Genomic DNA, 23,934 nt, shown 5'->3' on the forward strand with positions numbered 1-23,934 from the left:
ACTAAAGCATTAACTCCCTGGTCTACAGCATCCTTATTCATATCAACAATCTTTTGCCCTTTTTTGCCATAGGCTTTTTCAATGGAACCTTTCAGGTAACCTATCGCATCATCGATCGGAATAACATTGGCAAGTTTAAAGAACGCTGATTGCATAATCATGTTGATTCGGTTTCCTAAACCAATTTCGGAGGCGATATTGATTGCATCAATAACATAAAACTTAACTTTTTTCTTGGCAATGCTGCGACGTAGTGATGCAGGAAGTTTTTCTTCTAACTCTGCTTGTGTCCAAGGACAATTCAGGACAAAAGTACCACCATTTTTTATTCCCTTTAGCAGATCATAATGATGGATAAAAGCTCTATTGTGGCAGGCTACATAATCTGCAGAGTATACTAGATAAGTGGATTTTATAGGTTGTTTTCCAAAGCGTAGGTGAGAAATGGTCGTCCCACCGGATTTTTTACTATCGTAGGAGAAATACCCTTGGGCGAACATAGTGGTATTGTCGCCGATGATTTTGATAGCCTGTTTATTCGCACCAACAGTTCCGTCAGACCCGAGACCCCAGAACATACAACTAATGGTACCTTCAGGGGTGACATCGATAACCTCCTCCTCAGATAAAGAGGTATGTGTGACATCATCGACTATGCCTATGGTGAAATTATCTTTCGGGTTTTCTTTCTTCAGATTGTTATAGACAGCTAAAATTTGAGACGGGCGTGTGTCCTTGGAGCCTAGTCCGTAACGACCACCTACAATCAATGGCTTTTGTTCACAATTATAAAGAGCTTTTGTTACATCAAGATAAAGTGGTTCAGCGATAGCCCCAGGCTCCTTGGTTCGGTCGAGGACTGCAATTTTCTTAACTGTCTTGGGCAATACATCGAAGAAGTATTTAGTTGAGAAGGGCCGATACAAACGAACTTTGATCATACCAACTTTTTCGCCTTTTGCCCTTAGGTAATCGATAGTTTCTTCAATTGTCTCACAGCCCGAACCCATTGCAATAATCAGTAGCTCAGCATCAGGATCACCATAGTAATCAAAGGGATGGTATTCCCTACCGGTTATACGCTTAATTTCTTTTAAATGATCTTCCACAATATCGGGTATTGCATCCATAAAACGGTTAGAAGCTTCCCTTTGCTGGAAGTAAATGTCCGGGTTTTGGGCAGAACCTCTTGCAACCGGATGTTCCGGATTTAAAGCATGATCTCTAAAGGCTTGAACTGCATCCCAATCGACAACTTTTGCAATATCATGTTCATCGATAAGCTCAATTTTTTGGATTTCGTGCGAGGTTCTAAACCCATCGAAGAAATGTAAAAAAGGAATCTTTCCTTTGATTGCGCTTAAATGTGCTACATAGGCCATATCATGTGCTTCTTGAACGCTAGCCGAAGCAAGCATTGGAATACCAGTCTGACGACAAGCCATAACGTCTTGATGATCACCGAAAATTGACAAGGCGTTAGCTGCCAAGGCCCTGGCGGTCACATGTAAAACTCCAGGCAACTGCTCACCGACCATACGATAAATATTTGGAATCATTAACAGAAGTCCTTGTGAGGCGGTATATGTAGTTGTTAGTGCACCTGCTTGAAGGGAACCATGTACAGCTCCTGCGGCCCCAGCTTCTGACTGCATTTCCACTACTTTCACCGGTTGGCCAAATAAATTTTTTCTGCCATGTGCTGCATACTCGTCAACACTTTCTGCCATGGGTGAAGATGGTGTAATGGGATAAATCGTTGCTACCTCGGTTAATGCATACGACGCTTCAGCTACAGCTTGATTACCATCCATAGTCTTCATTTTCTTAGCCACTCGAATAATCCTCCTTTTAGTCTATACTTAGCCTTCGCTTTAGTATTTGACATTACAGGAATCTCATACGTTTAATAGCAAGCTTCCATTGTCTTTGCCAATGTGGCAAGTTTATTGATCGTTTTCCAATTTCGCGTAGTCGCCAGTATATCTAGCTTATAAAGATTATTGGCCAGCTTAGAATTTCGGATGCTATTCCGGAGTAGGAGATAGACATCTCTGCCCTCGATACTGAACTTATCATTTTGGCTTATGTACTTGTTCAAGCGCTCAATTCCTTCAGGGAAAGGGGGGTGGATCAGTAATCCAACGTAAAGGCACTCGGCTTTTGATACCGCTTCCGCCTCCATTACTTCTTCATTGGAAAATGGACAATTTTCTATAATTCGTTCCAACTCCATCTTCGTTCTCAAGACAACCGGAATTGAAAAACCGAATACTGTCTCAAGCTTCTGCTCAAGATGTTTGCGCAAAGGCTCTTCATTTTTATTTGACTCGAATAGGACATTGCCACTTTGAATGAAGGTTTGCACCTTACTAAACCCAATTTCCTCAAAGGCAAGTTTTAAATCGGCCATTTTGATCCGATTATTTTTACCGACGTTAATGCCTCGTAATAGCGCGACATAAATAGTCATAATGTTTACCTCTTCTTTCTCTAATCAAATCTTTCTTCTTCCACTCATTATTATTGTGATAAGGAGTGGAAAGAAATGTTCCAGAAATTAAAATGTCCAAACTATGAATTCATTAATCTCTTGTCGTCATCGAAGATTCGCGTAAGAAACTGAACAGCAAAACATGCCTAGAAAAGGTTTTGCTTTATTAATCAACTTAGAGGGACAAGCTTTGTTATTACCAGGCGTCTCAAAAAACACCGAAATCAGGCTTGAGGGCCCATTCGGTGTTATTATCGGCAATTTATTGTTTTGAGTTAAAAATATAATCTGCCTAACTTGTTATTACTCAAATTCTCTATACTGATCAGACCATTCGAAATTTCGGAACTTGTTCATCTTAGGAAGACATCCTCTTGTCTAGATTAACGCCGTACTCAGATTGTGATAATCGGGATTTTACCTCAGAGGTACTTACTAGTCTTCTATAATTCGATTGTTTACTTGCTTTAACTCTATATTTGACGCTCCTAATTTCAATAATTTTATGATTATTATTAGTCTTAATGTAAAAGAAAAGAGATCCGATTACAGTTAAGAAGATTGTTAAAACAAAGTAAGCCGTTGCTAGGGATACATAAATAGTATAGTTATAAGTATTTGCATGTCCCGAATTGAGGACTAGCATTTTCGAATAGCCCATTCTATACAACAATAAGGAAGAAAGATAACAAATAACCGTTACTTTTGGCACTATTACACCTCCACACAACGACACTTCGCCCAATTTCCCTTGATGCACTCGGTTCATCCTCCCATATGTATGAGTTTGTTCCGGAACACTGGGCCTTGATTATGCCGAACTATCCAGTACGTATATTTTGTTTACAGAACTTATGTTCTTATTATAACCGCATCTTGGGCGAATATCAATGCGAAAATCTCTCCTGCGATAAATTATATCAGCCTTCTTTACTAAATAGTTGAGGCTCAGATTCCTTTGAATGGCGGTACTCACTAATCGCGATTTCTTTTCCCCCTTTCGTTTCAGGCATAAAATAAACGCCTCTAGTTTAAAGGCGTTTAATCTTTGCTAATGGATCTTTAGCGTAGGTAGTTTGTTTCAGCGATGGACTTCATGTTTTATGATGCTAGACATTTCAATGTGACTTGCTAAACCTTACATCGGATCGACCCTCTGAACTCCTCTGGGAAAGCTATGTGCATATTTTTTTTACCAGAGATCAATATTTATTATTTGTTGTCATTTCAAATCTCTCCTCTTAAATAATTCAATATTTCTTTAGTTGAAGAGGCTGGATTATCCTCATCAATTGCAATAAAAGGAATTTCGATTTGATGAACACCCAGAGCAGTTTTAAGTTCTTCGATAAATACGCACTGACCTTCAATCAATTTAATATCTTTAATATTATCCTGGATGCCAAATTCATCTGCCACTTCGCCACCCCAATGTTCTGACGAGCAAGTCATGTTAACTCCACAGCTAGGACTACCAATTACTGCTTCAATAATGTTGCCATTTCGAGTAAAGTCTATAACTTGTTTAACAATAGGGACTAGGATAGACTGGCAGTTTTTCCTATAATATAGCGTATCAAATTGTCCTTTTACGTGCCCCCACCGCTTGATTCCATACCATTGCATTTCAGGACATGGAATCTTGCTTTATTATTCCGTCAGGCTTCATATCAAGTACCGCAAAAGGTTTGGTAAGGAAGGGTTGATTGCACAGGTGGTGTGGAGTAATCAGCCTGTTGGGGAGAGTGCGCATAGGGGTTTGAAAGAACATCAAGAAGACGTTCCATCACGCTATAGTCGCCTTGTTTGACTGCGGCATCGAGTGCTGCTTCTACATGATGGTTGCGAGGGATTAGCGCAGGATTGCAGTTTTGCATCAACTGCTGTGCAGAGGCTTTCGGCTCTTGCTGCCTGCCTAGTCTAGCCTGCCACAGTTCATGCCACTGAACGAATTCTGAGATTCCAAACAGGACCGTATCCTCAGGTGTATCAAATGTTAACGAGCGGAAGGTATTGGTATAGTCCGCTCGATACTTCTCCATCATATTGAGCAAGCTGTCAATAAGTGATTCATCCTGTATTTCTTCACCAAATATTCCAAGTTTGGCTCTCATTCCCGCGAGCCAATTACAGTGATACAACTTAGCAAAATCCGAAAGCGCATCCTGGGCCAGTTTGACAGCCTGCGCCTGATTGACATGCAACAGAGGCAATAGTGTTTCTGCAAATCGCGCAAGATTCCACTCGGCAATAGGTGGCTGATTGCCATACGCATAGCGGCCATGAATATCAATAGAACTGAATACAGTTGCCGGGTCGTAGGTATCCATGAAAGCGCAAGGACCATAATCAATTGTCTCTCCACTAAGGGACATGTTGTCGGTGTTCATCACACCGTGAATAAAACCAACCAGTTGCCATTTGGCTATCAGCGCGGCCTGTCGCTTGATCACTTCCTGAAGTAGCGAAAGATAACGGTTCGGGGCATCGTCCACGTCTGGAAAATGTCGTTGCAATGTATAATCAGCCAAGACCTGGAGATCCGGGGCAGTGCCCCAGTTGGAAACGTATTGAAAGGTGCCGACGCGCAGATGACTGGCAGCCACGCGGGTCAGAACTGCACCAGGCAGCTCGGTTTCACGGATCACTGATTCACCAGTTGTCACCACCGCTAGGCTGCGGGTGGTAGCAATACCCAGCGCATGCATTGCTTCACTGATGATGTATTCTCGCAGCATCGGTCCAAGTGCCGCTCGACCATCGCCCTGGCGGGAGTATGGCGTTTGACCTGAACCCTTGAGCTGAATATCAACCCGTCCACCTAAGGGGGTGATTTGCTCGCCAAGCAATAGGGCCCGACCGTCGCCTAACATGGTAAAATGCCCAAATTGATGCCCGGCGTATGCTTGAGCAAGAGGTAAAGCGCCTTCAGGAATCCGGTTTCCAGCTAGCACCTCAACACTATCTTTGCTTTGTAGTGCCTCGGCATTTAACCCTAGAGATGTTGCCAACGGATAATTGAGAATGATCAACCTCGGTGAGCGTACAGCGGTTGGATCAAGTTTGGTGAAAAATGATTTCGGCAGCCGAGCATAACTGTTGTCTAAGTTCCATCCTGTTTTTATTATTGCTTTTCCCTTTGTCATTGTATCTCCTTTTGCATCCTAGTTTCCTTTTACATTTACAATTTTTTAGGATTTATCTACTTTCGATACTAACATAGGTTAACCCTATTTAGTGTCTACTTCAGTCAATTTATTATACGCCTTTACGCATAGATGAAGGCCACCTGAGATTCAATCAGACGGCCTTAGGAGATGGAGAATTTATGACAATGAGGCTAATTTATTGGCAAACTCTGTCATTTCTGTTGCTATATCATTTAGTTGATTTACTCCATAACTTACTTGCTCTGTAGTGTTAATCTGTTTTTCAGTTAGGGAAATAGCCTTTCCCTTTTGTTTGGCAATGGTGGCTATAGAATCTTTTACATTATTTAAAATTGTGCTGATTTTTTTAACTGCAACGACACTATCTTCTGCAAGTTTTCGAACCTCGGTAGCAACTACTCCAAAACCTCTACCATGTTCTCCTGCTCTCGAGGCCTCAATAGCCGCATTAATTCCTAAAAGTTTCGTTTGATCTGCTACACTTTTAATGAAGTTAATTACCTCACCTGTATCAACAATATTTTTTTCTGCTTTTTGTACAGCATTATCCAAGTCTTGACTATGATTAACTAAATCCTTTGTTATTTCATCTAAGGCTGGTGGGATAGTGCTTATAGTTTGAGTCAGATTTTCGGCGATAATCGCAGTATCCTTTGCTTGACTACTTAATTCATCGAGTATCGTTTCCCTGTTGCTCACCAGCGTATGCATTAATTTTGCCACATGAGAATTAATCACATCCGATTCTGGCAATTTATTTTGCATAATTAATTCGTTAACCTTTTCGTTGCCAGTAACATCAATAATAATTTCTACACTCGTTTTTCTTAACAAATCATCCATGTTGGTTGTAGTTTTGATACCTATGTTTCTAGCTAATACAATTCCAGGTGCATCCGTACGAACGTCAACAACTCCAACAATATTAACTTCTTGTAATGCATGAAAGGCCTTAATCATAGATACCCCACCAATACCTCCGCCAATGATAACGATATTTACCATTTAAAATACATCTCCTTCAGATACTCTTATGTCTCCCTAGCTTAACTTTAGTGTTGATTTTGCGCAAGTTAATTTATAATGCTCCAGGTAACCCTAAATATTAGTAAATTTAAGACATGTAGGTTTCCTTAACCACTCGCTAAAAAAGCAAAACTATAAAAAAAGAAGCAATAGATTTGTTTAACTTAAGAATGGTTTAAACAGTGATGCGTGTAGCCCATTCCTGATTCAGATAGGAATGGGCTACTATTTTGAGCACAATGTGGGATAAAAACGGATAATAACCGTTGGGATTTCCTTTTAGGACTACCATTAGAATCAACAGTCACAATTATCAAAACCAAATTTACATATTTATAAGCTAACCCTCTGAATATTCGACATTTTTCATATATTTCCTTCTCTAATAATTATCATCACTATACTTTTACTTCGAGAGTTGGTACTACCTTCACTTCAAAGAGCCGCCTGTTATGGGAAAACGCCTAATAGCCAAATTATCTACTTTTTTGATTAATTTAAAGGGATGTCCTTGAATGACTATCTATACAAATTCATGTTAAACCCAACTCAACCCGTGTTTTTATGCATAGGTTTCAAATAATGGGTCAACTCCTTTTGTCAAAAGTGACAGTCAAAAATTCAAAGGAATAAACCCTTACTTTGGGTCTATTCCTTTGAATGATCCTAGGAAACCGATTTTTTAGTAATTTCCGTACTGCGTTCCTTTAACATTTTGATAACTATGTCTTTAAGGGCGTCAACTTTGGGATCAGTTATGCCTTTGGTTATATGTTCTGATTTTTCGAATTCACGGCTATTTTCTCGTCTATTCCCCTTCTTACCATCTTGACGTTTCTCCTCAACATTTCCTGCTACAGACTTACTAGAGTCTATTAATGCCTGATATTGGACAGGATTAAGAATTTCATAAATCTGTTTTGCGAGATCATTTATTGAGGGTGAACTATTTGTATTAGAAGTAGACACTTTTTCAATAAGAGGCAGTATTGCTTTAGCTTGGTCTGGTGACAACTTCAAAGTTGATGTATTATCCAGATACAGTAAATCTTGCTCCACTGACCTTGCCATCTGCGCTCCGATATTTACTTGCATATTCTGTTGAAACTGCTGTCTAAGGTAAAATCTTGCTGCTAAACCACCGCATGCTCCTAAAAGTATGATCAGAACTAGTAATAGGTACCACTTTTTGTTATGATTTTTTAGTTTTTCAAACATTATTATTTTCCCCCCGAATTTTTAACCTAAGTATAAATTTCGAAACTTTAATTTACCTTAGAAAAGATAACCACTTTTTAAAGAAATTTAAAGAAAAGTAGGTTAAGATTATTAGGAGGTGACTTTAATGAGGTTATTACTAGTCGATGATGAACAAAGGTTAGTAGGCCCCTTAGCTTATATTCTAAGAAAAAATAATTACGGTGTTGACCTGGCCTATGACGGGGAGACAGGTCAAGCAATGGCCGAAACTGGAGTATACGATTTAATTGTTCTAGATAGGATGCTTCCTTATAAAGAGGGAGTAGAGGTTTTAAAGGAACTTCGAAATAAAGGGATTATGACCCCTATAATCCTATTAACAGCCAAAGATTCCGTCGAAGATCGAATCGGTGGACTTGATGCCGGTGCCGATGACTACCTAATAAAACCATTTTCAACGGATGAACTGATGGCCCGTATAAGAGCATTGTCCAGAAGAAAAGGAGTTCTTCAAATAACTGGGGACAGAGTTGAGGTATTTGGCTTGGTACTTGACCCTCTTGGTTGTGAGGTAACAGACGGAACGAATAGCGTTAAGCTCACCTATAAGGAATCGTTATTACTTGAACTTTTCATGCGTAATCCTTCTCAGGTGATAACCAAGGAACAAATCTTAGATCGGGTTTGGGGATTAGACTCTGACGTAGAGTTATCTAATGTTGAGGTATATATCTACTATTTACGGAAAAAAATTAGTTTTATTTCATTTAAAAATTGTTCAATAAAAACGATTCGGGGTGTAGGTTATTGTTTAAAGCGATTAGAAAATCTAGCTCGTTAAGACTAAAATATATATTCGAAGGCGATAAGCTATTCGATTCTTTGAGATTAAGGCTTACCTTATCGAACATTATAATTATGACCATTCTCTTAATGCTATTTGTCATAAGTACTTATTTTCTCATGGAAAATCAAATTTTCAACCAATCGGAACAATTAGTACAAAATATCGCAACTGCCATTGAGTCCGGTTCAGCGCAACAACTGGAACGGTTTGATAAGGCAGATTATTTTTATATTAAGATAAAGGAATCGGGCGAAATTACGCAAGCCTTTTCAACGAACCCACACTTCGGTCCAAAAGAACTCAATGAGCTCGCTAAAGGGATTCTAAGAAGGAAAAGTAGTAAAGGAGATTTTGATTGGCACGATCTTTCTTTTACCTTTCTCAAAGTCCCTCAAAAACAACAACAAGGTTTACTGATCGTTTCTGTAAGTCAAAATCGAGAACTAATGGTTCTTAAATTTTTACTGGCGGCTCTTTTTATAACTGGTGTTATCTGCTTAGGATTAGCTTTTTACTGTAGCCTATACTTAGCCGATAAAGCATTAATTCCGATTAGAAAGTCTTGGCAAAGGCAAAAAGATTTTGTAGCAGATGCCTCGCACGAATTACGTACTCCCTTGGCAGTAATCCAAACAAACCTTGAATTGGTGATGGGCAATCGGAAAGAAACCGTAGAAGAACAGGAAGAATGGTTAACAAATATAAAGATTGAAGTGTCTCATATGACTAGACTAGTGGAAGACTTATTGTTCTTAGCCAGAGTTGATTCTGAACAACAGTTACTTGAAAGAAGTAATTTCTCCTTAGACAGAGCTATTAATCAGGTCGTCCAACCGTTTATACCTATGGCAAACAACAAAGGTATCGAATTAAAGATTGAGGTTGAGCCAGAAGTGGACTTTTATGGGGATGAAAAGAGAATAAGCCAACTAATACTCATTCTAGTTGACAATGCCATTAAACATACTCCAATTAATGGTGAAGTTAGCTTAAAGATGAGGGTTGTCAGTAATGCTGTAGATATTTTAGTATCTGATACCGGCGAAGGAATCGAAGAACAACATTTAGATAAAATCTTTGAGCGCTTTTACCGAATTGATACGGCTAGAGCTAAAAGTATTGAGGGTACTGGGCTTGGCCTTTCTATTGCAAATTGGATTGTTAAAAAGCATAAAGGTACCATTAAGGTCTCTAGTATTCCGGGAAAAGAAACCGCTTTTACAATTCGGTTGCCAAAGGAAAATTAATTACTCTCTTTCTCTTTTACCTTATTAGTCAGTCACTTTTGAAGGTAGAGGTTAATATCCCATTCTTCTCCAAGTATTTCGCCTAACAGATTAACCGTAGTCCCTTCGATCAATCTATTAGGCGAGGAGACTACCGATATGATAGTATGAAAAATTTAAGCTATTTTTAAGCTGTTTTTAAGATAACTATGCTAATTTATTAGATATAAGGATATAGAGAGAGGGTATAGGATTGGGATTAATTATGAACAAGAACACTGGTGTTGCCTTTTTCACATTAGTTTTAATTGCATCTACCTGGTACCATATAAGAAAGGTTAAACAGCAAACTAATGATACTAATAATTTGAAAGGAAAAGAAGAAAATAAGAGTCCTCAAACTTGTCATTGAAGAAAATTAGAATAGTGCAACTCGCAGTCATTGTGTTAAATGATAATAATATAAGATGTAAGGTAGAATAAACATGAAAAAAAGCGAAATGTATGATTGTCTAGTCGTAGGCTGCGGCATGGCAGGCACAGTTATAGCGCGTGAACTGGCAGAACGGGCAGGTAAAAAAATACTAATCCTTGAAAAGCATGACCATATAGGTGGGAATGCCTGTGATTTTATGGACGAAAACGGAATTTTAGTACATCGCTATGGTCCCCATATCTTTCATACGAACTGCAAAAGGGTATTCGATTATCTATCTCGGTTCACGCAATGGCGGGATTATTCTCACGAGGTAGTTGGCAATATCTACGGGCAGCTTCTGCCCATTCCTTTTAATCTTAATTCGCTCCATTTAGCCTTTGAGCCTAACAAAGCAGAGCATATAGAGCAAAAGCTAATCGACATCTATGGCTTTGGAAGCAAGGTGCCCATATTGGAGCTGCGTCGACAGCCCGATGCAGAACTTGCTCAGATTGCAGATTTTATTTATGACAACATATTTCTATATTACACACAAAAGCAATGGGGACTGGCTCCCGACGAAATCGATTCTTTGGTTACCGCGCGCGTCCCTGTATTTATCTCCTATGATAACCGCTACTTTCAGGATACCTATCAAGGCATTCCTGCCCAGAGCTATACTTCGCTCTTCGAGCGCATGTTAGATCATCCCAATATTGAGCTCCTTCTTAATTCTGACGCCCGTAATCTACTCCAGCTAGAAGCAGGAGAAATATTTTTTGAAGGTTGCCCATTCAACGGCACTGTCCTATATTCTGGACCGACCGATGAACTGTTTGACTGCCGATACGGACGCCTGCCGTACCGGACTTTAGATTTTGTTTTTGAAACCCTTAATACCACATGGTACCAGTCCAAGGGGACTGTGAATTATCCTGTTGACCAAGAATATACTCGGATAACTGAATTTAAGCGCCTCACCGGACAAGCTCTAGACGGACGAACTACTATAGTTAAAGAATATCCGCGGGCATATACGGGTACCGACAGCGAGACCCCCTATTACCCGATCCAAACTCTCGCTAATCTCACCCTTTATGAGCGGTATCGGAAGCTTACAGACGAATTTCCACAACTTCATTTGATGGGCCGGCTTGCGGAGTACAAATATTACAACATGGATGCTATAGTTAAGAAGGCCTTGGAGTTTGTTGACGCCTTATTATTGTGATTAATTGAGTAGATTATTTTTTATGCCGATTAAAAGCAGCAGAACGGAGCATATAGATTGAGAATAATTACATTTACCATTCCATGTTACAATTCAGCGGCTTATATTGAACGCTGCATTGACTCACTTCTTCCGTGCGGCAATGATGCAGAAGTTATTATTGTGAATGACGGTTCTACCGACGAAACTGGAAAAATTGCGGATAAATATGCCGCGCAATACCCTGATATAATACGGGTGATCCATCAAGAAAACGGCGGACATGGCGAAGCGGTCAATGCTGGCTTAAAAAACGCTTCCGGTCTTTATTTCAAAGTTGTCGATTCAGATGATTGGATCGATGGTCCGGGTATGATTCAGGCACTGCAAACCCTTAAAACTTTAGTGGGTGCTAACACTGCTCCCGATATGATGGTCTGCAACTATGTCTATGAAAAGTTGCTGGAAGGGACCAGACACGTAATTAATTATAACAATATCTTTCCTCGCAATAAGATATTTGTTTGGGATGAGATGAGAAAGTTCCCTCCCTGGAAATATCTTCTTATGCATTCATTGATTTACAAAACACAATTGCTCCACAAATGTGGTCTTGTATTGCCAAAACACACCTTTTATGTAGACAATATTTTTGTCTACCAGCCACTGCCTTACGTGAAAACAATCTACTATCTGGATGTAGATCTTTATCATTATTTTATCGGGCGGGAAGACCAATCTGTCAATGAAAGCGTAATGCTAAAAAGAATTGACCAGCAACTCCTGGTAACTCGCATATTGATAAGTTGTCACCGCCTCCCTGATAGCATACCAAGTAAAAAGCTGTCCAGCTATATGTTTAGCCATTTAGCTATTATGATGACAATTTGCACGGTATTCTTGAGAATATCCGGCACAAAGGAAGACAATGAGAAGGAAAAAGAACTTTGGGCCTTCCTTTTTAGTTGCGACAATGGTCTATACCGACATGCGATCAGCAGGTTTTTGAGAATGGTTGCCATCCTACCTGGAAATTCCGGCAACAAAATTACCATTGGCTTATATAACATTGCTCGCAAAGTCTATAAATTTAATTAACGTGTAAATCTACAGAATATTTAAACCAAGGGAGCAAGTGAATGCCCACAAATACAAAACTAAAGCTGGTTATAGGTATAGCCATCACCGCCATCATTGTTTATTACTCGATCGGAGCACTCAAAGGCTTGCCTGTAGGCCAACTTTTCCGTGCGAACATCAATTTGAGCCTTACTGTGGTTTCAGTGGCAATCTATGCGTATGCCAACTATATTCGTGGACTTGCCTATACACGTGGTATTGACCGGGACATGGACAGAATGACAGCCCTACAAATTGTGGGTTTAGGACACGCCGCTAACATGGTTTTGCCGTTCCATGTCGGTGAGGGTCTGCGAGCGGCTTTTTTCCCGCCAGGATACAGTGCCATACGTCGAACAAAACTGCTGATTATTCCGGCCTTTGCAGATTTTGCTGCTATTATGATGCTTTCAATTCCCGCAGTTCCATTTGCCGGGTTTAAGGACCAAAACTTGTTAGAAGCCTTGTGGATTCTTACATTTCTTTGTATTGCTGCGTTTGTATTGTTCGTGATTCTAATCTTTTTGCTGCCACGTCTTCACAGTTATATCGATGAATATCTAAATTTTGATACTCTGAAAATGATGTTTTGGGTAGTCCTTTCATGGATTCTCTTGCTCGTGTCGACATGGATTGGACTTGTGGCTTTCGGCTTCCCATGGGTGGCGTCCATTCGTATGTCGCTTGCCGTATTTGCCGCAACCAATATAATCAATTTTATACCGGCCACACCAGGTGCCATCGGCCTTTTTGAATACGGGACAATTCTGGGCCTTGGAGGTCTGGGAATTGATCAGACCACATCACTGTCAGCGAGCTTGTTGTTGCATCTGATACAGTATGCTGCACTCCTGCCTCTGGGCATGTTCCTTTACATTAAGGCCCTTCACGGTCAATACGGAGAAGCACTCAGCAACATATGGCACACGAATCGCCAGAAGAACACTAAATGGCTGAAACTAAAACGGACAAAATGAAAATAATCTGGAGATGAATACTATTAAACTTTTATCAATTGTCATACCGTCATATAATTCACAGGACTACCTTCGGCACTGTCTGGATACGTTAGTGCTGGGCGGGCAGGATGTAGAGGTTATTGTAGTGGATGATGGTTCCGCAGACAGCACAGCAGAAATTGCCCGCGAATACTGCAGTCTCTTTCCCGGAATTGTCCGCCTTGAGCAGAAAGAAAACGGTGGCCATGGTTCGGCAGTCAACCGCGGCCTAGAGGTGGCCGCGGGGACTTATTTCAAGGTTGTCGATAGCGACGACTGGCTGGATATTTCGGACTATATGTCTGTGCTTACGTTGCTGCGCAGCATTGGCTCCGTAGACCTGCTTGTCACTAACTATGTTTACGAATATTCCTACAACGGAAAGCATAAAGTCATGCGCTACAGTAATGTGTTTCCGCAGGGCAAAGTTATTTCATGGGATAGCATGCATCGTTTTCGCTTCGACCAGCTTATGCTCATGCACTCCATGTTTTACCGAACGGAATTGTTGCGACAGTGTGGCCTTAAGCTGCCCAAACACACTTTTTATGTGGACAACCTTGTCGCCTATCTACCTCTGCCCTATGTAAAAAGCTTGGTTTATTTGGACTGTTCTCCATATCACTATTTAATTGGTCGGCCTGGTCAATCCGTTAACACACAGGTTATGATCAAACGGATTGACCAGCAGATTAAGGTGACGCGCATGATGATTGAAGCGTACGATGTTTTCAATGACATTCAATGTGTGAATCTTAGACGGTACATGCTTCTCTATCTTTCAAGGATGGTAGCCATCACTCTTACTCATATCTATATCGCAGAGGACAAAGGGCTTTGTCGCAAGGCAGACGAGCTTTGGGACTTCATCAGGCGAAAGGATGAAATGCTGTATGCTGAACTGCGCCGGAGTTTTGTTAATTCTGGCATAAGTTTAGCGAGGAAAATCAGCCCACGCATTATAGCTCATGGCCTTAATCTTATCAAACACATCTATAAATTCAGTTAATAACGAAGCAACACCCCGGTTTATACCGTGGTGTTGCCACTGAACTAAAAAAGTGCAGTGCTTATCGCACCATGGCTCTGCACAGTGGGTAGGATGCTAGCAATTAATAAATCTTCGATGAAGTATCACTCGTAATTAGGGCAATTGTCATTACTCCTATTAATTAATATCATACACTCACCTTAAACCTAACATAAAAAGTAGTCCCTTCTGATCCAGTGTCAAAATCAATAGCGGCATTATGTCTGTTAGCAATACTATAGCAAGTAGCTAACCCTAAACCTGTCCCGTTATCTTTGGTGCTAAAAAATGGAGTACCTATTTTGTCTATAATATTAGCATGTATTCCTCTACCTCGATCTTGTACTGAAAAAACAACATCATGACCATCTATGTACGTTTTGATAGTTAAATACTCACCGTTAGTCATTGCTTCAATGCCATTACGAACAATATTAAGAATCAATTGTCGAATCTCTTTGTCGTCTAATAACAGTTTGGGAATATTTTCTAGTTCCAAATTAATATATTTATCTTTAAGTAGTGCATCTGAATGAATTAAGGGAGAAAGTGCTTTAATTATAAAGTTTAAGTCAAGCATTTTTAATTCAACTAATTTATTCTTTGCCAAAGAAAGAAATTCAGTAATAATTGAATTAGCTCGATTAAGCTCCTCAATCATCAGATTGAAGTATTCCTTATCTTGGTTGTAATGTTCCTTTCGGCCCAAAAATTGTAAAAATCCTTTTACTGTAGTCATGGGATTTCTAATTTCATGGGCTATACCGGCTGCCATTTCACCGATTAGATTTAATTTACTTAATCTCTTGATTTCAGTTTCTGTTTTTTTCACAGAAGTTATATTATATGAAATTTTAATTGCCATCGGAGAGCCATCTATATCACAAAACGGGCTTGCATAAACGGCAAATATTTGATCATCGGGTTTAGTGATTTCCCAATAACAATTTTCCTGATTTATAAAAACTCGGTTTATATCACATTTCACGCAACGTTCCTTTCTCCCAAAGGCATATTCATAACAAGTCCTGTTGTTTGGATCGCCATATTTTAGCTGAGCGTTTGCATTCACATATTTAATAATATAATCAGGTGAAATTAAAATTACATCGCCTGGCAAACTATCCATTAGGTAATTAAGTCTCTGTTTTTCTATTTTTAACTCTTCCTCTAACCTTTTTTGTTCTGTAATATCGCGTTTAAGTTTCTCATTGGCATCCTTTAGTTCTTTTGCACGTTCCTCTACTAATTTCTCTAGATTGTCGTTTTTATGTTTAAGTTCATCTTCTAAGTTAAACCTATACATTGCTTCCCCAATTAATGGGGCTACTTTTTCAATAAACTCTACAAATTCTATCGGGAACTTCCCTTCCCTTTCATCAGCAAGGTGAATTACTCCTAGAACTCTATCAAGATATCGTATAGGAATTATGGCCACGGACTTAAAGCCCACTTCTAAACACTTACCTCTAAATCTGGATTGTTCTTTAGCTGACATTTCACAAACAAACTTTATCGTATTATTACAACAAAAGGAACCGCCATTTGTGATGCATATAGCATCCTGTGGTTCAGGTTTTTCTAAAATCACCCGTATACAGGCACATTGATTATTTTCAACTAAGAGCCAATTCTCTGATTCCAAGAATTCTTGACTGTAACCTACAAAAGATTCATAGGGAATAAAACCATCCTCATGTAACACCCTTATACCAGTACAACGACAGTCAATCCATCGCTTAAGTAACATTATCACAGCATCAAGATATTCTTTTCGATTAGTTTTTTGGTTAAATAGTTTGAGGAGCGTATTAGTTTTGTTAAGATTATGTTCAATTTTTTGCGTCTGATCAGACGATTGTCGAAGTGCAATCAGTTCATTTATTAATTGTTCCCTTGATTTGTCTTCATCCCTCATGATACAACCTCACAAACAAGAATTTTCAGATATTATTCGTATTTTAAAGAAGATTCTTTGTATGGAGAATAATCCCCTTTAGATATATTGTCATATTATGTCATAAAAATTATTTTTTTGAAAAAATTTAAAGGTTATGGAATGAAAACGAAAATGCGTTGGTGTGAGAATTTCGATTTCTCAACCAACGCATTAAAATATTGTTTATTTATCTAATTCTTCTTTTCCTTTAATTGCCTAAAATGATTGAGACAGTTCTTAGAATTCCTTGTGAATCGGAAGAGGGACTTAGTGAAAACGACTGACACAAAATCTTAATTTCTGGTTTCACTAAGTCCGCTTTTGTTCTTTAAGACAATTCTGAGCTTGATGATTTATGTATTTTCCTCCTCCACCCCATCGAGACGCTTCCAGATTTCGTCTTGCTTTAAAGCAGGCAGGTCTCGGTATTGGTTTTCTGGCAGATAGGGGTCAAAATGGCAAACAGGCTTATAAGCACAATACTGGCATCCTGTGTTCTTCCCTCGTCGGTAAGGGGAAAGAGAGATATCACCATTTAATATCTCTTCACCCGTCTGGCGGAACCACTGACGAAGGTAGTCTCTGAGCCGGGAAAACTGATCTTCGGTCAAGATATTCGAGCCTTTTTTGAAGGTCCCGTCTTTTTTTAACTTGAGACTGAGTAAATCAGATTGTCCGGTAGAAAAGGAAGAATCCATGGCTTCTAAGACACGTGGATTAGCTAATAAATACCCACTGACTTTAACTGCCTTGACACGGCGCTGTTCCAACTCTTCCGAGCTGAGGGGGATTTTTTCCTCTAGCTGGGGTTCCAGTACAGGAAAGTACAGGAAACCTGCGGGAGTTTTCTGCAGTATAAAGTTGTCCCTGCCTGCTGCTACTTCAGTATCTTCGTTTTCTGAACTTGTTTCTAGTGAGGGCAAAGCCGAAGTCGTATTGAGCAAGACTTCAGCTCCTTGTAAGGCGACATCTAGATATGTGAGTAATTGAAGGTTTAAACCATAATAAATTGAATCCAGCGCTAGGGATATTTCGCGGGATTTATAATCGAGGATTCGCAAATACACCTTTCCGTCTAAGAAGGCGGCATCGACACGGTCGATTTGCCCACATAGAAGTAGTGAATCGTCCTCTGACAACGGGATGTCTACCCCAGGGAGGGTTTCCGTTGGGCCAAAACCTACCTCTAACTGGATCGGGATAAATACCCCTCGACGAGCATGCTCGCCGAGTACTCGAACAGCGTGATGAACGGTTCGTTTGAGCTTATGAGTTAAATAGCGGTAGCGAGCGCTACTTAGGAGGATCTCGTGCTGGAGACTAGGGGCGAGCTGTTCCGCTAGTTCACTGACAAGTGCCCACGATTCTACCTTCGTCAATTTTCCCCAATCTAAGCCCCGCTCCTGTAAATGTATGGCAAAATCATGCAGAAGAGTATGGAAGAATTCACCCATATCCGGACTGGAAAGCTGATATGTGGGTCTCTCACGTAGCTTCAAACCGTATCGGGCATAATGTCCAAATGGGCACTTGGCAAATTGTTCCAGACGAGAAACGCTGGCCTTTAGGCGTTTACCGTATAAACGTCGTGCTAGGGGACGTTGAATCTTATCTTCTTGATTTTGAACCTGAAGGCTGAACTGTAACCGCTGCACTTGATTTTGGCGGATAGGATCTTGAATCAGCCACATTTCAGTAGCTTTCCAGAGGGGAGAAAGCGGTTCTCCCTGACGATGTGTGCGCAGTTGTTCAGCATAGGTTTGAAGGGCAAAATCTGCTTGACTAATACGTTCAATGTCCTCCTGATTTCCTAAGAAGCTCTCAGTAAGCGGGTATAGGTTCTTAAGTCTTGGGACTATAGGTGAAACCGCCAGTCCTTTCCCCTCTTCATCTGTCAAGGGATAACACACAACAAGTTTTTCGGTAGCTCTAGTGAGTGCTGTATAGATAAAGAACTGCTCTTCAAAGGTCTGAGTTTTCCCTTTCGGGGCAAGAGCGATTCCTGCCTCCTCTAATTGTTCCCTTTCCTCTGCATCAAGTAGGCCATCGGAGTTAGGTCGAGCAGGAAGAATGCCCTCATTAGCCCCCAGAAGAAAGAGAACCCGCACTTCAGGATTTCGTGAACGATCCAATGAGCCTACTAGAACCTGGTCGAGGCCAGGGGGAATCAGCCCGAGTTCGATCGCTTCTATGCCAGAAGCAAGAATTAAGGTATAGTCCTCAAGCTCCAAATATTCTTCTCCCAATCCAGCAACTATTTCATCCAAGACCTGAATAACGGCTTCCCAGATTTGTTCGTGTAGCTTGGCCACGCTAAGTTCTCCACTTTCTTGAGCCTTTTGCGACCAGATCCTTAAGGTTGCTGGAACATCAAGTCTTTCTAAGAATTCATAGAGAGCTTCGGTAACTTCCCGTACCGTTAATCCGTTAGCTTTTTTACTGGGTTGGACCCTTTGAATAAATGGGGCTATCGAGTCATAAACAATCTGTCTAGAAGAATTAAGCTTCTCTTGAAACTTTATCTCGGTAGCAAGTTGGGCTTCGTTTTGCCCTAGTGACCACTGACGATGGTATTTCCAGGCTACGTTCCTGTTCCAGCCTTCTCCGTGTATTCCATGTTCGAGTACGTAGTTTTCCAGACGATCGATGGAATCTCGCTGAAGTTGGAAAAAGTCCGTCTTCAGGCAGCGAAAAAGTGGTTCATAAGCCCAATGACTCTTTGCCACTTCCGGTAAGGATTGAATCAGCTCAATTAAGGGATGATGCAGGACAGAACGTTTATGATCAAGAAAATGTGAGATCTCATAAGCCGTAAACACCTGGGTAATCAGCTCGTGATACCCAGTGAGGTCGCGAGTCATGACCGCCATCTCATTCCAGCACAGTCCCTCATCCCGGGCTAAACGACGCAGTTCTCGCGCAACACCTTCCACTTCAGCTCTTCGGTTGACGGCTGAAAAAATCCGAATCCCATCCCCCAGAGGACTTTCTGGATTAATCGAGAATCCATTGAGCTTAGACATAGGCGAGGGAGAGGGAACCTCCCCGTACGCCACGGTCGGATATGTAAAAAAATACTTTTCTAAATGCCAGAGCCAGGGATGTTTATAGCGTTCCGTAGTTTCAAGTAAGACGGGAGGGTGTAAATGGGTAGTTGTCTCGGCAACAAGTCGTTGCAGATCCTGATAAGTCTGCCAAGGACCTGCAAATAACTCCTCTCCCACTTTAAAGGGTCCCGCTTCCAGCTGGCGCTCATCTACAAGTAAAACTGGATCAAGTGGAGACGTTATAACAACTTCATTGGCCGTGATCATAATCATTTTTAGAACGTCTAACTCTTGAGGGGTAAATCCTGTAAAGCCATCGACCCATATGCGTGCCCCATGGATAACGGGTGCGTAAGGTATCTTTTCTGCTAAAATCGACAATTCATCATCCGGATCACGGATTTCATGGCCTAAAGCGGTTTGAAATTCTTCATAAATAAGAGTTATGTCTTGAAGCTTATCTAATAAAAGTTGATTAGAATTCTTAATTTTATGTAAATCGTTTGGAGTAATGCGATAAATTTTAAATTCTCCAATTGTTTGAGCTAGGAGATCGGCCATACCGGGTCGGGTAGCGGTTCGGGCGAACGCTTTTAAATCAAGACGATGCTTTAAAAGGATTCGCCGCAGAAGCATCCGTTTGCCTATCGCACCGATTAGAACTTTTTGCCCTCCCCCGGTTTCAGAAAACACTCGCCAACCCAGTCGTCGAAAGCTCAAGACTTGGGCTCGTAAACTTCCGCCTAAATCAGGCGTATTGGCTAAAGTCACTTCCATCTGATAGGTTGCCTGCTCGGGGACGAGGAGAATCAGTGGTGCACCCCAAGGTTTCAGTCGAAGTTCACTACGGATTTCTTCCAAGCATAGGGTGCTCTTGCCACTTCCGGCTCGGCCGAACACGAAACGGACACCCAAAATAAATCGCTCCCTTCCAAAGGCATCTTGTTCATAATTTCATAAAAGTTTCATGCTGACGATTTTAAAACGTGATGTGTCGGACTTGGCTAATCATGCTTAAGAGAGCTGCTCCAACGGATGGAGGATAGTTCGGCTTAAGTATTTGAACAGTAGGAAATTCTTCTTGAATAGTGGCCAGTAAAGACGGTTCAATAAAACGGAGAATATGTCTGATTCCTCCGACTAACCCCACTTCTAAGCCATGAGTTTTCCGTAGTAGGGCTCTCGTTAATAAACCTAAAGCTTGGCCTGACTCATCGAGAATTAATTTGGCGATATAGTCTCCCGTCCGAGCGGTCTCAACAACCAATGGAACCAAAGCAGCCACTTCTTTGTTCGTGCGGTTAGGTTGGTAGAGCCAGTAGCTGATCTCAGGCACTTGTGCTAATCCCAAATGTTCAGTAATCTTAGTTTCTAATAGGCTTTTAGGACCGTACCCATCGTAGGATGCAACCGCTGCTGCTAAAGCTTTACGTCCAATATCATAGCCACTGCCTTGGTCTCCGATGAGATGTCCCCATCCACCTACGCGAAAAACCTCACCCTCAGTGTTAACCCCTAAGGCAACTGCCCCTGTTCCAGACGCTAAAACATTTCCGGAGAATTTTCCTCGAACGGACATTAAAGCCCCAAAGGCATCGTTCTCAAGGGCCACAGGAACCTCTTGAAATGAGACTGTTTTCAAGGATAAGGCTTTTAAGTGTTGTTTCAGGCCGTCGGCCATAATATTCCAGTCTTCGGAGGTGTCAATACCGGCAAGGCTGATTCCGATTCCTTCAAGTGTATCACCTTGTAAGGCGTCACGAATCCCCTCTACAATATGCTGGACAGCTTGCTCTATCCCGACCGCATGGTAATTGCTCGCAGGCTTGCGCAGGCAGCGTAGCACTTGATCCTTTTGATCCAGTGCGACAATCTCTGTTTTACTGCCTCCGCCGTCAACCCCGATTTTAATTTTCAAACTATCACTTCCCTATTCTCAATTGACGCATCCAAATACCAGCTTTTTCTGCAGCCTTTCTTTATGGGGTCGATTCGTGCCGTACAGAACGTCTTTTTGTATGATTATGCATGGAACCTAGGGTTCATCAATAGGTATATATAGAAGCCGATTTTGGGGGTGAATAGCGTGCGCATTTATGTGTTAACTCGTCGTAAGCTTGCCTTAATGATTTTGTTTCTAATCGCCGTGGGAGGTCTTCTCACCATCACGCAACATTCACTGACAACACCATCTCTGGTTCGGACTCCTGGCACCTATTATATGGCTCATACTCAGGAAAAAGTAGTAGCACTAACCTTTGATGATGGGCCAGATCCGACAGATACGCCCGATGTGTTGGATATCCTTAAAGAAAAGAAAGTTCGGGCGACATTCTTTGTTTTGGGGCAGGCGGCTCAATCTAACCCGTCTCTATTAAAGCGCTTAGTTAACGAAGGACATGAAATCGGAAACCATAGCTTTAACCATGATTATCAGCAACGCCATTTAATTGAGGAAATGAATCAAACAGACCAAGAAGTTTTTGCTGTAACCGGTGTCCACACTTATTTTTACCGCCCCCCAGGCGGGTTTTTATCTGAGCGTCAACTCGATACTATCAAAAGGAATGGGCAAGTCGTGGCCCTTTGGAGTGTGGATAGCAAGGATTGGCGTAACCCAGGTGTAAAACAAATCGTGGCTAATGTTACCAAAAATGTATTTCCTGGTGCTATCGTCCTTATGCACGATGGTGGTTACCATCGTATTCAAACAGTCAAAGCGTTGGGTCCCATTATTGATTCTCTCCAAGGTAGTGGTTATCGTTTGGTCACCTTAAGTGAGCTCAAAACGATGGATTGTGAAATTAAGTAGCGGTTTTTTCGTCAGAGTTAAAAGGAACAAACACGCTTAATTGATCTTTACCGTTTCTTTTCGAAGCATAAAGCGCCTCATCTGCATGTTTAATGAGTTCTTCAGCGGATAAGGCATGTTTTGGAAAAGTAGCCAATCCCATCGAAACGGTGGTCTTTAAGGCCGGATTATTCTCCATTGTTCCTAACCGGATCATTTCAATTAAACGTTCTCCAACACTAATGGCCGCTTCCAAGCTAGTATTTGGAAGGAGAATGACAAACTCGTCTCCTGCATACCGGATAACCACGTCCCCTTCTCTGATTCCCGCTAGTAAGAGCGTTGCAAAGAAGCGGAGGAATTGATCCCCAACAAGATGACCATAGCAATCGTTAATCTCCTTAAAATTATCGCAATCAATAAAGAAAAGAGATACACACCCTTCGGCCGTCATGGTGTGATTTATAGCACGTTCCGTTAAAGCGAGCAAAGAGCGTGAATTTAAAAGTCCTGTTAGGCCGTCAGTTTCTGATAGGCGTCGGACATGTTCATACAATCGGGCGTTTGCCAAGGCTACACTAACCTGATTAGCAAAGATCTGTGCTAATTGCAGGTCTTCTTGGTTAAACGCGTCTAGATTCAGTTTGTAAATCCAAAGGACACCGAAGGTTTTCTCTTCTGCTTTGAGGGGAATCCCCATCACCGACTCTTCGTCAACCGGGGTCCCCTGTATGTGCAAGGCTCGAGGGTCATGTTCAGCATCCCCAGAAATAATGGGCTCCCCTGTCGCGGCCACCCACCCAACCATACCAAATCCAACACGGGGTTGGTTGCTTAGAATTTGGGCAAGAATTTCCGGATCATTTTGACTTTCTCGTGCGCTGATGACTCTTAACGATCTCTTCCCTTCTTCCATCAAGAAGATCGTACAACCATCAGCTTGGAATAGCGAAAAAGTATGATCAACAACTTGATTCGTTAATTCACTTAGATCCAACGTTTTGGTTAATGAAGTTGAAATTTGAGATAACGCTGTCATTTCTTCAGTATGACGTTGAATTTGGTATATGGCACGGACTTTACAATTCACAGTTATGCCTATAGCAAGATAAACTAGAGTGTGCAGAAACCATTTTAGGAGGATCAACTGATGAGAATCTTGATACAAAACAATCAAGGTCAATGCTGAAGCAATTGCTACCTGGACTAATAACAATTTCAAAGATAAGTAAAGTGCCACCAAGGCGATCATTAAGAAAAACCCAGACACTAAAAAGATACTAATATGGCCGAGGAGGATCATTAGAACAGACAAACATAACATAATACTAGTGACTGCAAACATCCAAATTTTGCGGGTAGAACGATTAAAAAGAGGTGATCTTTTTACTTTTTCTTTCATATATGGTCTCCGCTTCA

At 41.1% G+C, this 23,934-nt stretch carries 17 protein-coding genes; 7 read left to right on the plus strand and 10 right to left on the minus strand.

The window, feature by feature from the left end; genetic code table 11:
• The 6 genes from nifJ to DOT_RS22570 form a co-directional block, all read right to left on the minus strand.
• Nucleotides 1-1,835: pyruvate:ferredoxin (flavodoxin) oxidoreductase (gene nifJ / locus DOT_RS22540; RefSeq protein ID WP_009623833.1), on the minus strand; the 1,835-nt coding region annotated here is incomplete at its 3' end.
• 71 nt (nt 1,836-1,906) lie between these two features.
• Entirely contained in the window at nt 1,907-2,473 is a 567-nt protein-coding gene (locus tag DOT_RS22545; RefSeq protein WP_009623834.1) for a DUF1697 domain-containing protein, read from the minus strand.
• Nucleotides 2,474-3,721: 1,248 nt separating this feature from the next.
• On the minus strand, nt 3,722-4,120 hold the full coding sequence (locus tag DOT_RS30775) for a hypothetical protein (RefSeq protein ID WP_009623836.1): 399 nt from the start codon (nt 4,118-4,120) through the stop codon (nt 3,722-3,724).
• A gap of 44 nt (nt 4,121-4,164) precedes the next feature.
• The gene (locus DOT_RS22560; RefSeq protein ID WP_009623837.1) at nt 4,165-5,640 is read right to left on the minus strand and encodes a protein adenylyltransferase SelO; all 1,476 of its coding nucleotides are present in this window, start codon (nt 5,638-5,640) and stop codon (nt 4,165-4,167) included.
• 180 nt (nt 5,641-5,820) lie between these two features.
• Nucleotides 5,821-6,669, minus strand: coding sequence for a methyl-accepting chemotaxis protein (locus DOT_RS22565; RefSeq protein WP_009623838.1), 849 nt, complete (start codon nt 6,667-6,669; stop codon nt 5,821-5,823).
• A gap of 687 nt (nt 6,670-7,356) precedes the next feature.
• Nucleotides 7,357-7,908: a hypothetical protein gene (locus DOT_RS22570; RefSeq protein WP_009623840.1), complete on the minus strand. Its 552-nt coding sequence runs from the start codon at nt 7,906-7,908 to the stop codon at nt 7,357-7,359.
• 127 nt (nt 7,909-8,035) lie between these two features.
• On the opposite strand from DOT_RS22570, the gene DOT_RS22575 reads away from it, so the two are divergent.
• From DOT_RS22575 to DOT_RS22600, 6 genes are all read left to right on the plus strand, one after another.
• On the plus strand, nt 8,036-8,731 hold the full coding sequence (locus DOT_RS22575; protein ID WP_009623841.1) for a response regulator transcription factor: 696 nt from the start codon (nt 8,036-8,038) through the stop codon (nt 8,729-8,731).
• A gap of 122 nt (nt 8,732-8,853) precedes the next feature.
• Entirely contained in the window at nt 8,854-9,984 is a 1,131-nt protein-coding gene (locus DOT_RS22580) for a HAMP domain-containing sensor histidine kinase (RefSeq protein ID WP_242833900.1), read from the plus strand.
• A gap of 464 nt (nt 9,985-10,448) precedes the next feature.
• Entirely contained in the window at nt 10,449-11,612 is a 1,164-nt protein-coding gene (glf, locus tag DOT_RS22585) for a UDP-galactopyranose mutase (RefSeq protein ID WP_009623844.1), read from the plus strand.
• Between the two features lie 57 nt (nt 11,613-11,669).
• The gene (locus tag DOT_RS22590) at nt 11,670-12,689 is read left to right on the plus strand and encodes a glycosyltransferase (protein ID WP_009623845.1); all 1,020 of its coding nucleotides are present in this window, start codon (nt 11,670-11,672) and stop codon (nt 12,687-12,689) included.
• A 41-nt stretch (nt 12,690-12,730) separates the two neighbouring features.
• Entirely contained in the window at nt 12,731-13,687 is a 957-nt protein-coding gene (locus tag DOT_RS22595; RefSeq protein ID WP_009623846.1) for a lysylphosphatidylglycerol synthase domain-containing protein, read from the plus strand.
• A 13-nt stretch (nt 13,688-13,700) separates the two neighbouring features.
• Entirely contained in the window at nt 13,701-14,717 is a 1,017-nt protein-coding gene (locus tag DOT_RS22600) for a glycosyltransferase family 2 protein (RefSeq protein WP_009623847.1), read from the plus strand.
• A gap of 169 nt (nt 14,718-14,886) precedes the next feature.
• Here the strand turns inward: DOT_RS22600 and DOT_RS27990 are convergent, their stop codons facing one another.
• From DOT_RS27990 to DOT_RS22615, 3 genes are all read right to left on the minus strand, one after another.
• The gene (locus tag DOT_RS27990) at nt 14,887-16,656 is read right to left on the minus strand and encodes an ATP-binding protein (RefSeq protein ID WP_009623848.1); all 1,770 of its coding nucleotides are present in this window, start codon (nt 16,654-16,656) and stop codon (nt 14,887-14,889) included.
• A 374-nt stretch (nt 16,657-17,030) separates the two neighbouring features.
• Nucleotides 17,031-20,639 (minus strand): helicase-exonuclease AddAB subunit AddB, encoded by a 3,609-nt coding sequence (gene addB, locus DOT_RS22610; protein WP_050809944.1) that lies wholly within the window; start codon nt 20,637-20,639, stop codon nt 17,031-17,033.
• A 64-nt stretch (nt 20,640-20,703) separates the two neighbouring features.
• On the minus strand, nt 20,704-21,642 hold the full coding sequence (locus DOT_RS22615; protein WP_009623850.1) for a BadF/BadG/BcrA/BcrD ATPase family protein: 939 nt from the start codon (nt 21,640-21,642) through the stop codon (nt 20,704-20,706).
• Nucleotides 21,643-21,810: 168 nt separating this feature from the next.
• On the opposite strand from DOT_RS22615, the gene DOT_RS22620 reads away from it, so the two are divergent.
• Nucleotides 21,811-22,536 (plus strand): polysaccharide deacetylase family protein, encoded by a 726-nt coding sequence (locus DOT_RS22620; protein WP_009623851.1) that lies wholly within the window; start codon nt 21,811-21,813, stop codon nt 22,534-22,536.
• Here the strand turns inward: DOT_RS22620 and DOT_RS22625 are convergent.
• On the minus strand, nt 22,529-23,917 hold the full coding sequence (locus tag DOT_RS22625; protein WP_009623852.1) for a sensor domain-containing diguanylate cyclase: 1,389 nt from the start codon (nt 23,915-23,917) through the stop codon (nt 22,529-22,531). The two genes, DOT_RS22620 and DOT_RS22625, sit on opposite strands and share 8 nt — an antisense overlap.
• Between the last annotated feature and the right edge of the window lie 17 nt (nt 23,918-23,934).

It is taken from the genome of Desulfosporosinus sp. OT (genome assembly GCF_000224515.1).
Classification (GTDB): Bacteria; Bacillota; Desulfitobacteriia; order Desulfitobacteriales; family Desulfitobacteriaceae; genus Desulfosporosinus.

Excerpts from the sequence above, each read along its gene's own strand:
- DOT_RS30775 (WP_009623836.1), bottom strand. The coding sequence starts at position 4,120 with ATGCAATGGTATGGAATCAAGCGGTGGGGGCACGTAAAAGGACAATTT.
- DOT_RS22545 (WP_009623834.1), bottom strand. The coding sequence starts at position 2,473 with ATGACTATTTATGTCGCGCTATTACGAGGCATTAACGTCGGTAAAAAT.
- DOT_RS22600 (WP_009623847.1), top strand. The coding sequence starts at position 13,701 with ATGAATACTATTAAACTTTTATCAATTGTCATACCGTCATATAATTCA.
- DOT_RS22595 (WP_009623846.1), top strand. The coding sequence starts at position 12,731 with ATGCCCACAAATACAAAACTAAAGCTGGTTATAGGTATAGCCATCACC.
- DOT_RS22580 (WP_242833900.1), top strand. The coding sequence starts at position 8,854 with ATGGAAAATCAAATTTTCAACCAATCGGAACAATTAGTACAAAATATC.
- DOT_RS22575 (WP_009623841.1), top strand. The coding sequence starts at position 8,036 with ATGAGGTTATTACTAGTCGATGATGAACAAAGGTTAGTAGGCCCCTTA.
- DOT_RS22565 (WP_009623838.1), bottom strand. The coding sequence starts at position 6,669 with ATGGTAAATATCGTTATCATTGGCGGAGGTATTGGTGGGGTATCTATG.
- DOT_RS22570 (WP_009623840.1), bottom strand. The coding sequence starts at position 7,908 with ATGTTTGAAAAACTAAAAAATCATAACAAAAAGTGGTACCTATTACTA.
- DOT_RS22560 (WP_009623837.1), bottom strand. The coding sequence starts at position 5,640 with ATGACAAAGGGAAAAGCAATAATAAAAACAGGATGGAACTTAGACAAC.
- DOT_RS27990 (WP_009623848.1), bottom strand. The coding sequence starts at position 16,656 with ATGAGGGATGAAGACAAATCAAGGGAACAATTAATAAATGAACTGATT.
- DOT_RS22625 (WP_009623852.1), bottom strand. The coding sequence starts at position 23,917 with ATGAAAGAAAAAGTAAAAAGATCACCTCTTTTTAATCGTTCTACCCGC.
- glf (WP_009623844.1), top strand. The coding sequence starts at position 10,449 with ATGAAAAAAAGCGAAATGTATGATTGTCTAGTCGTAGGCTGCGGCATG.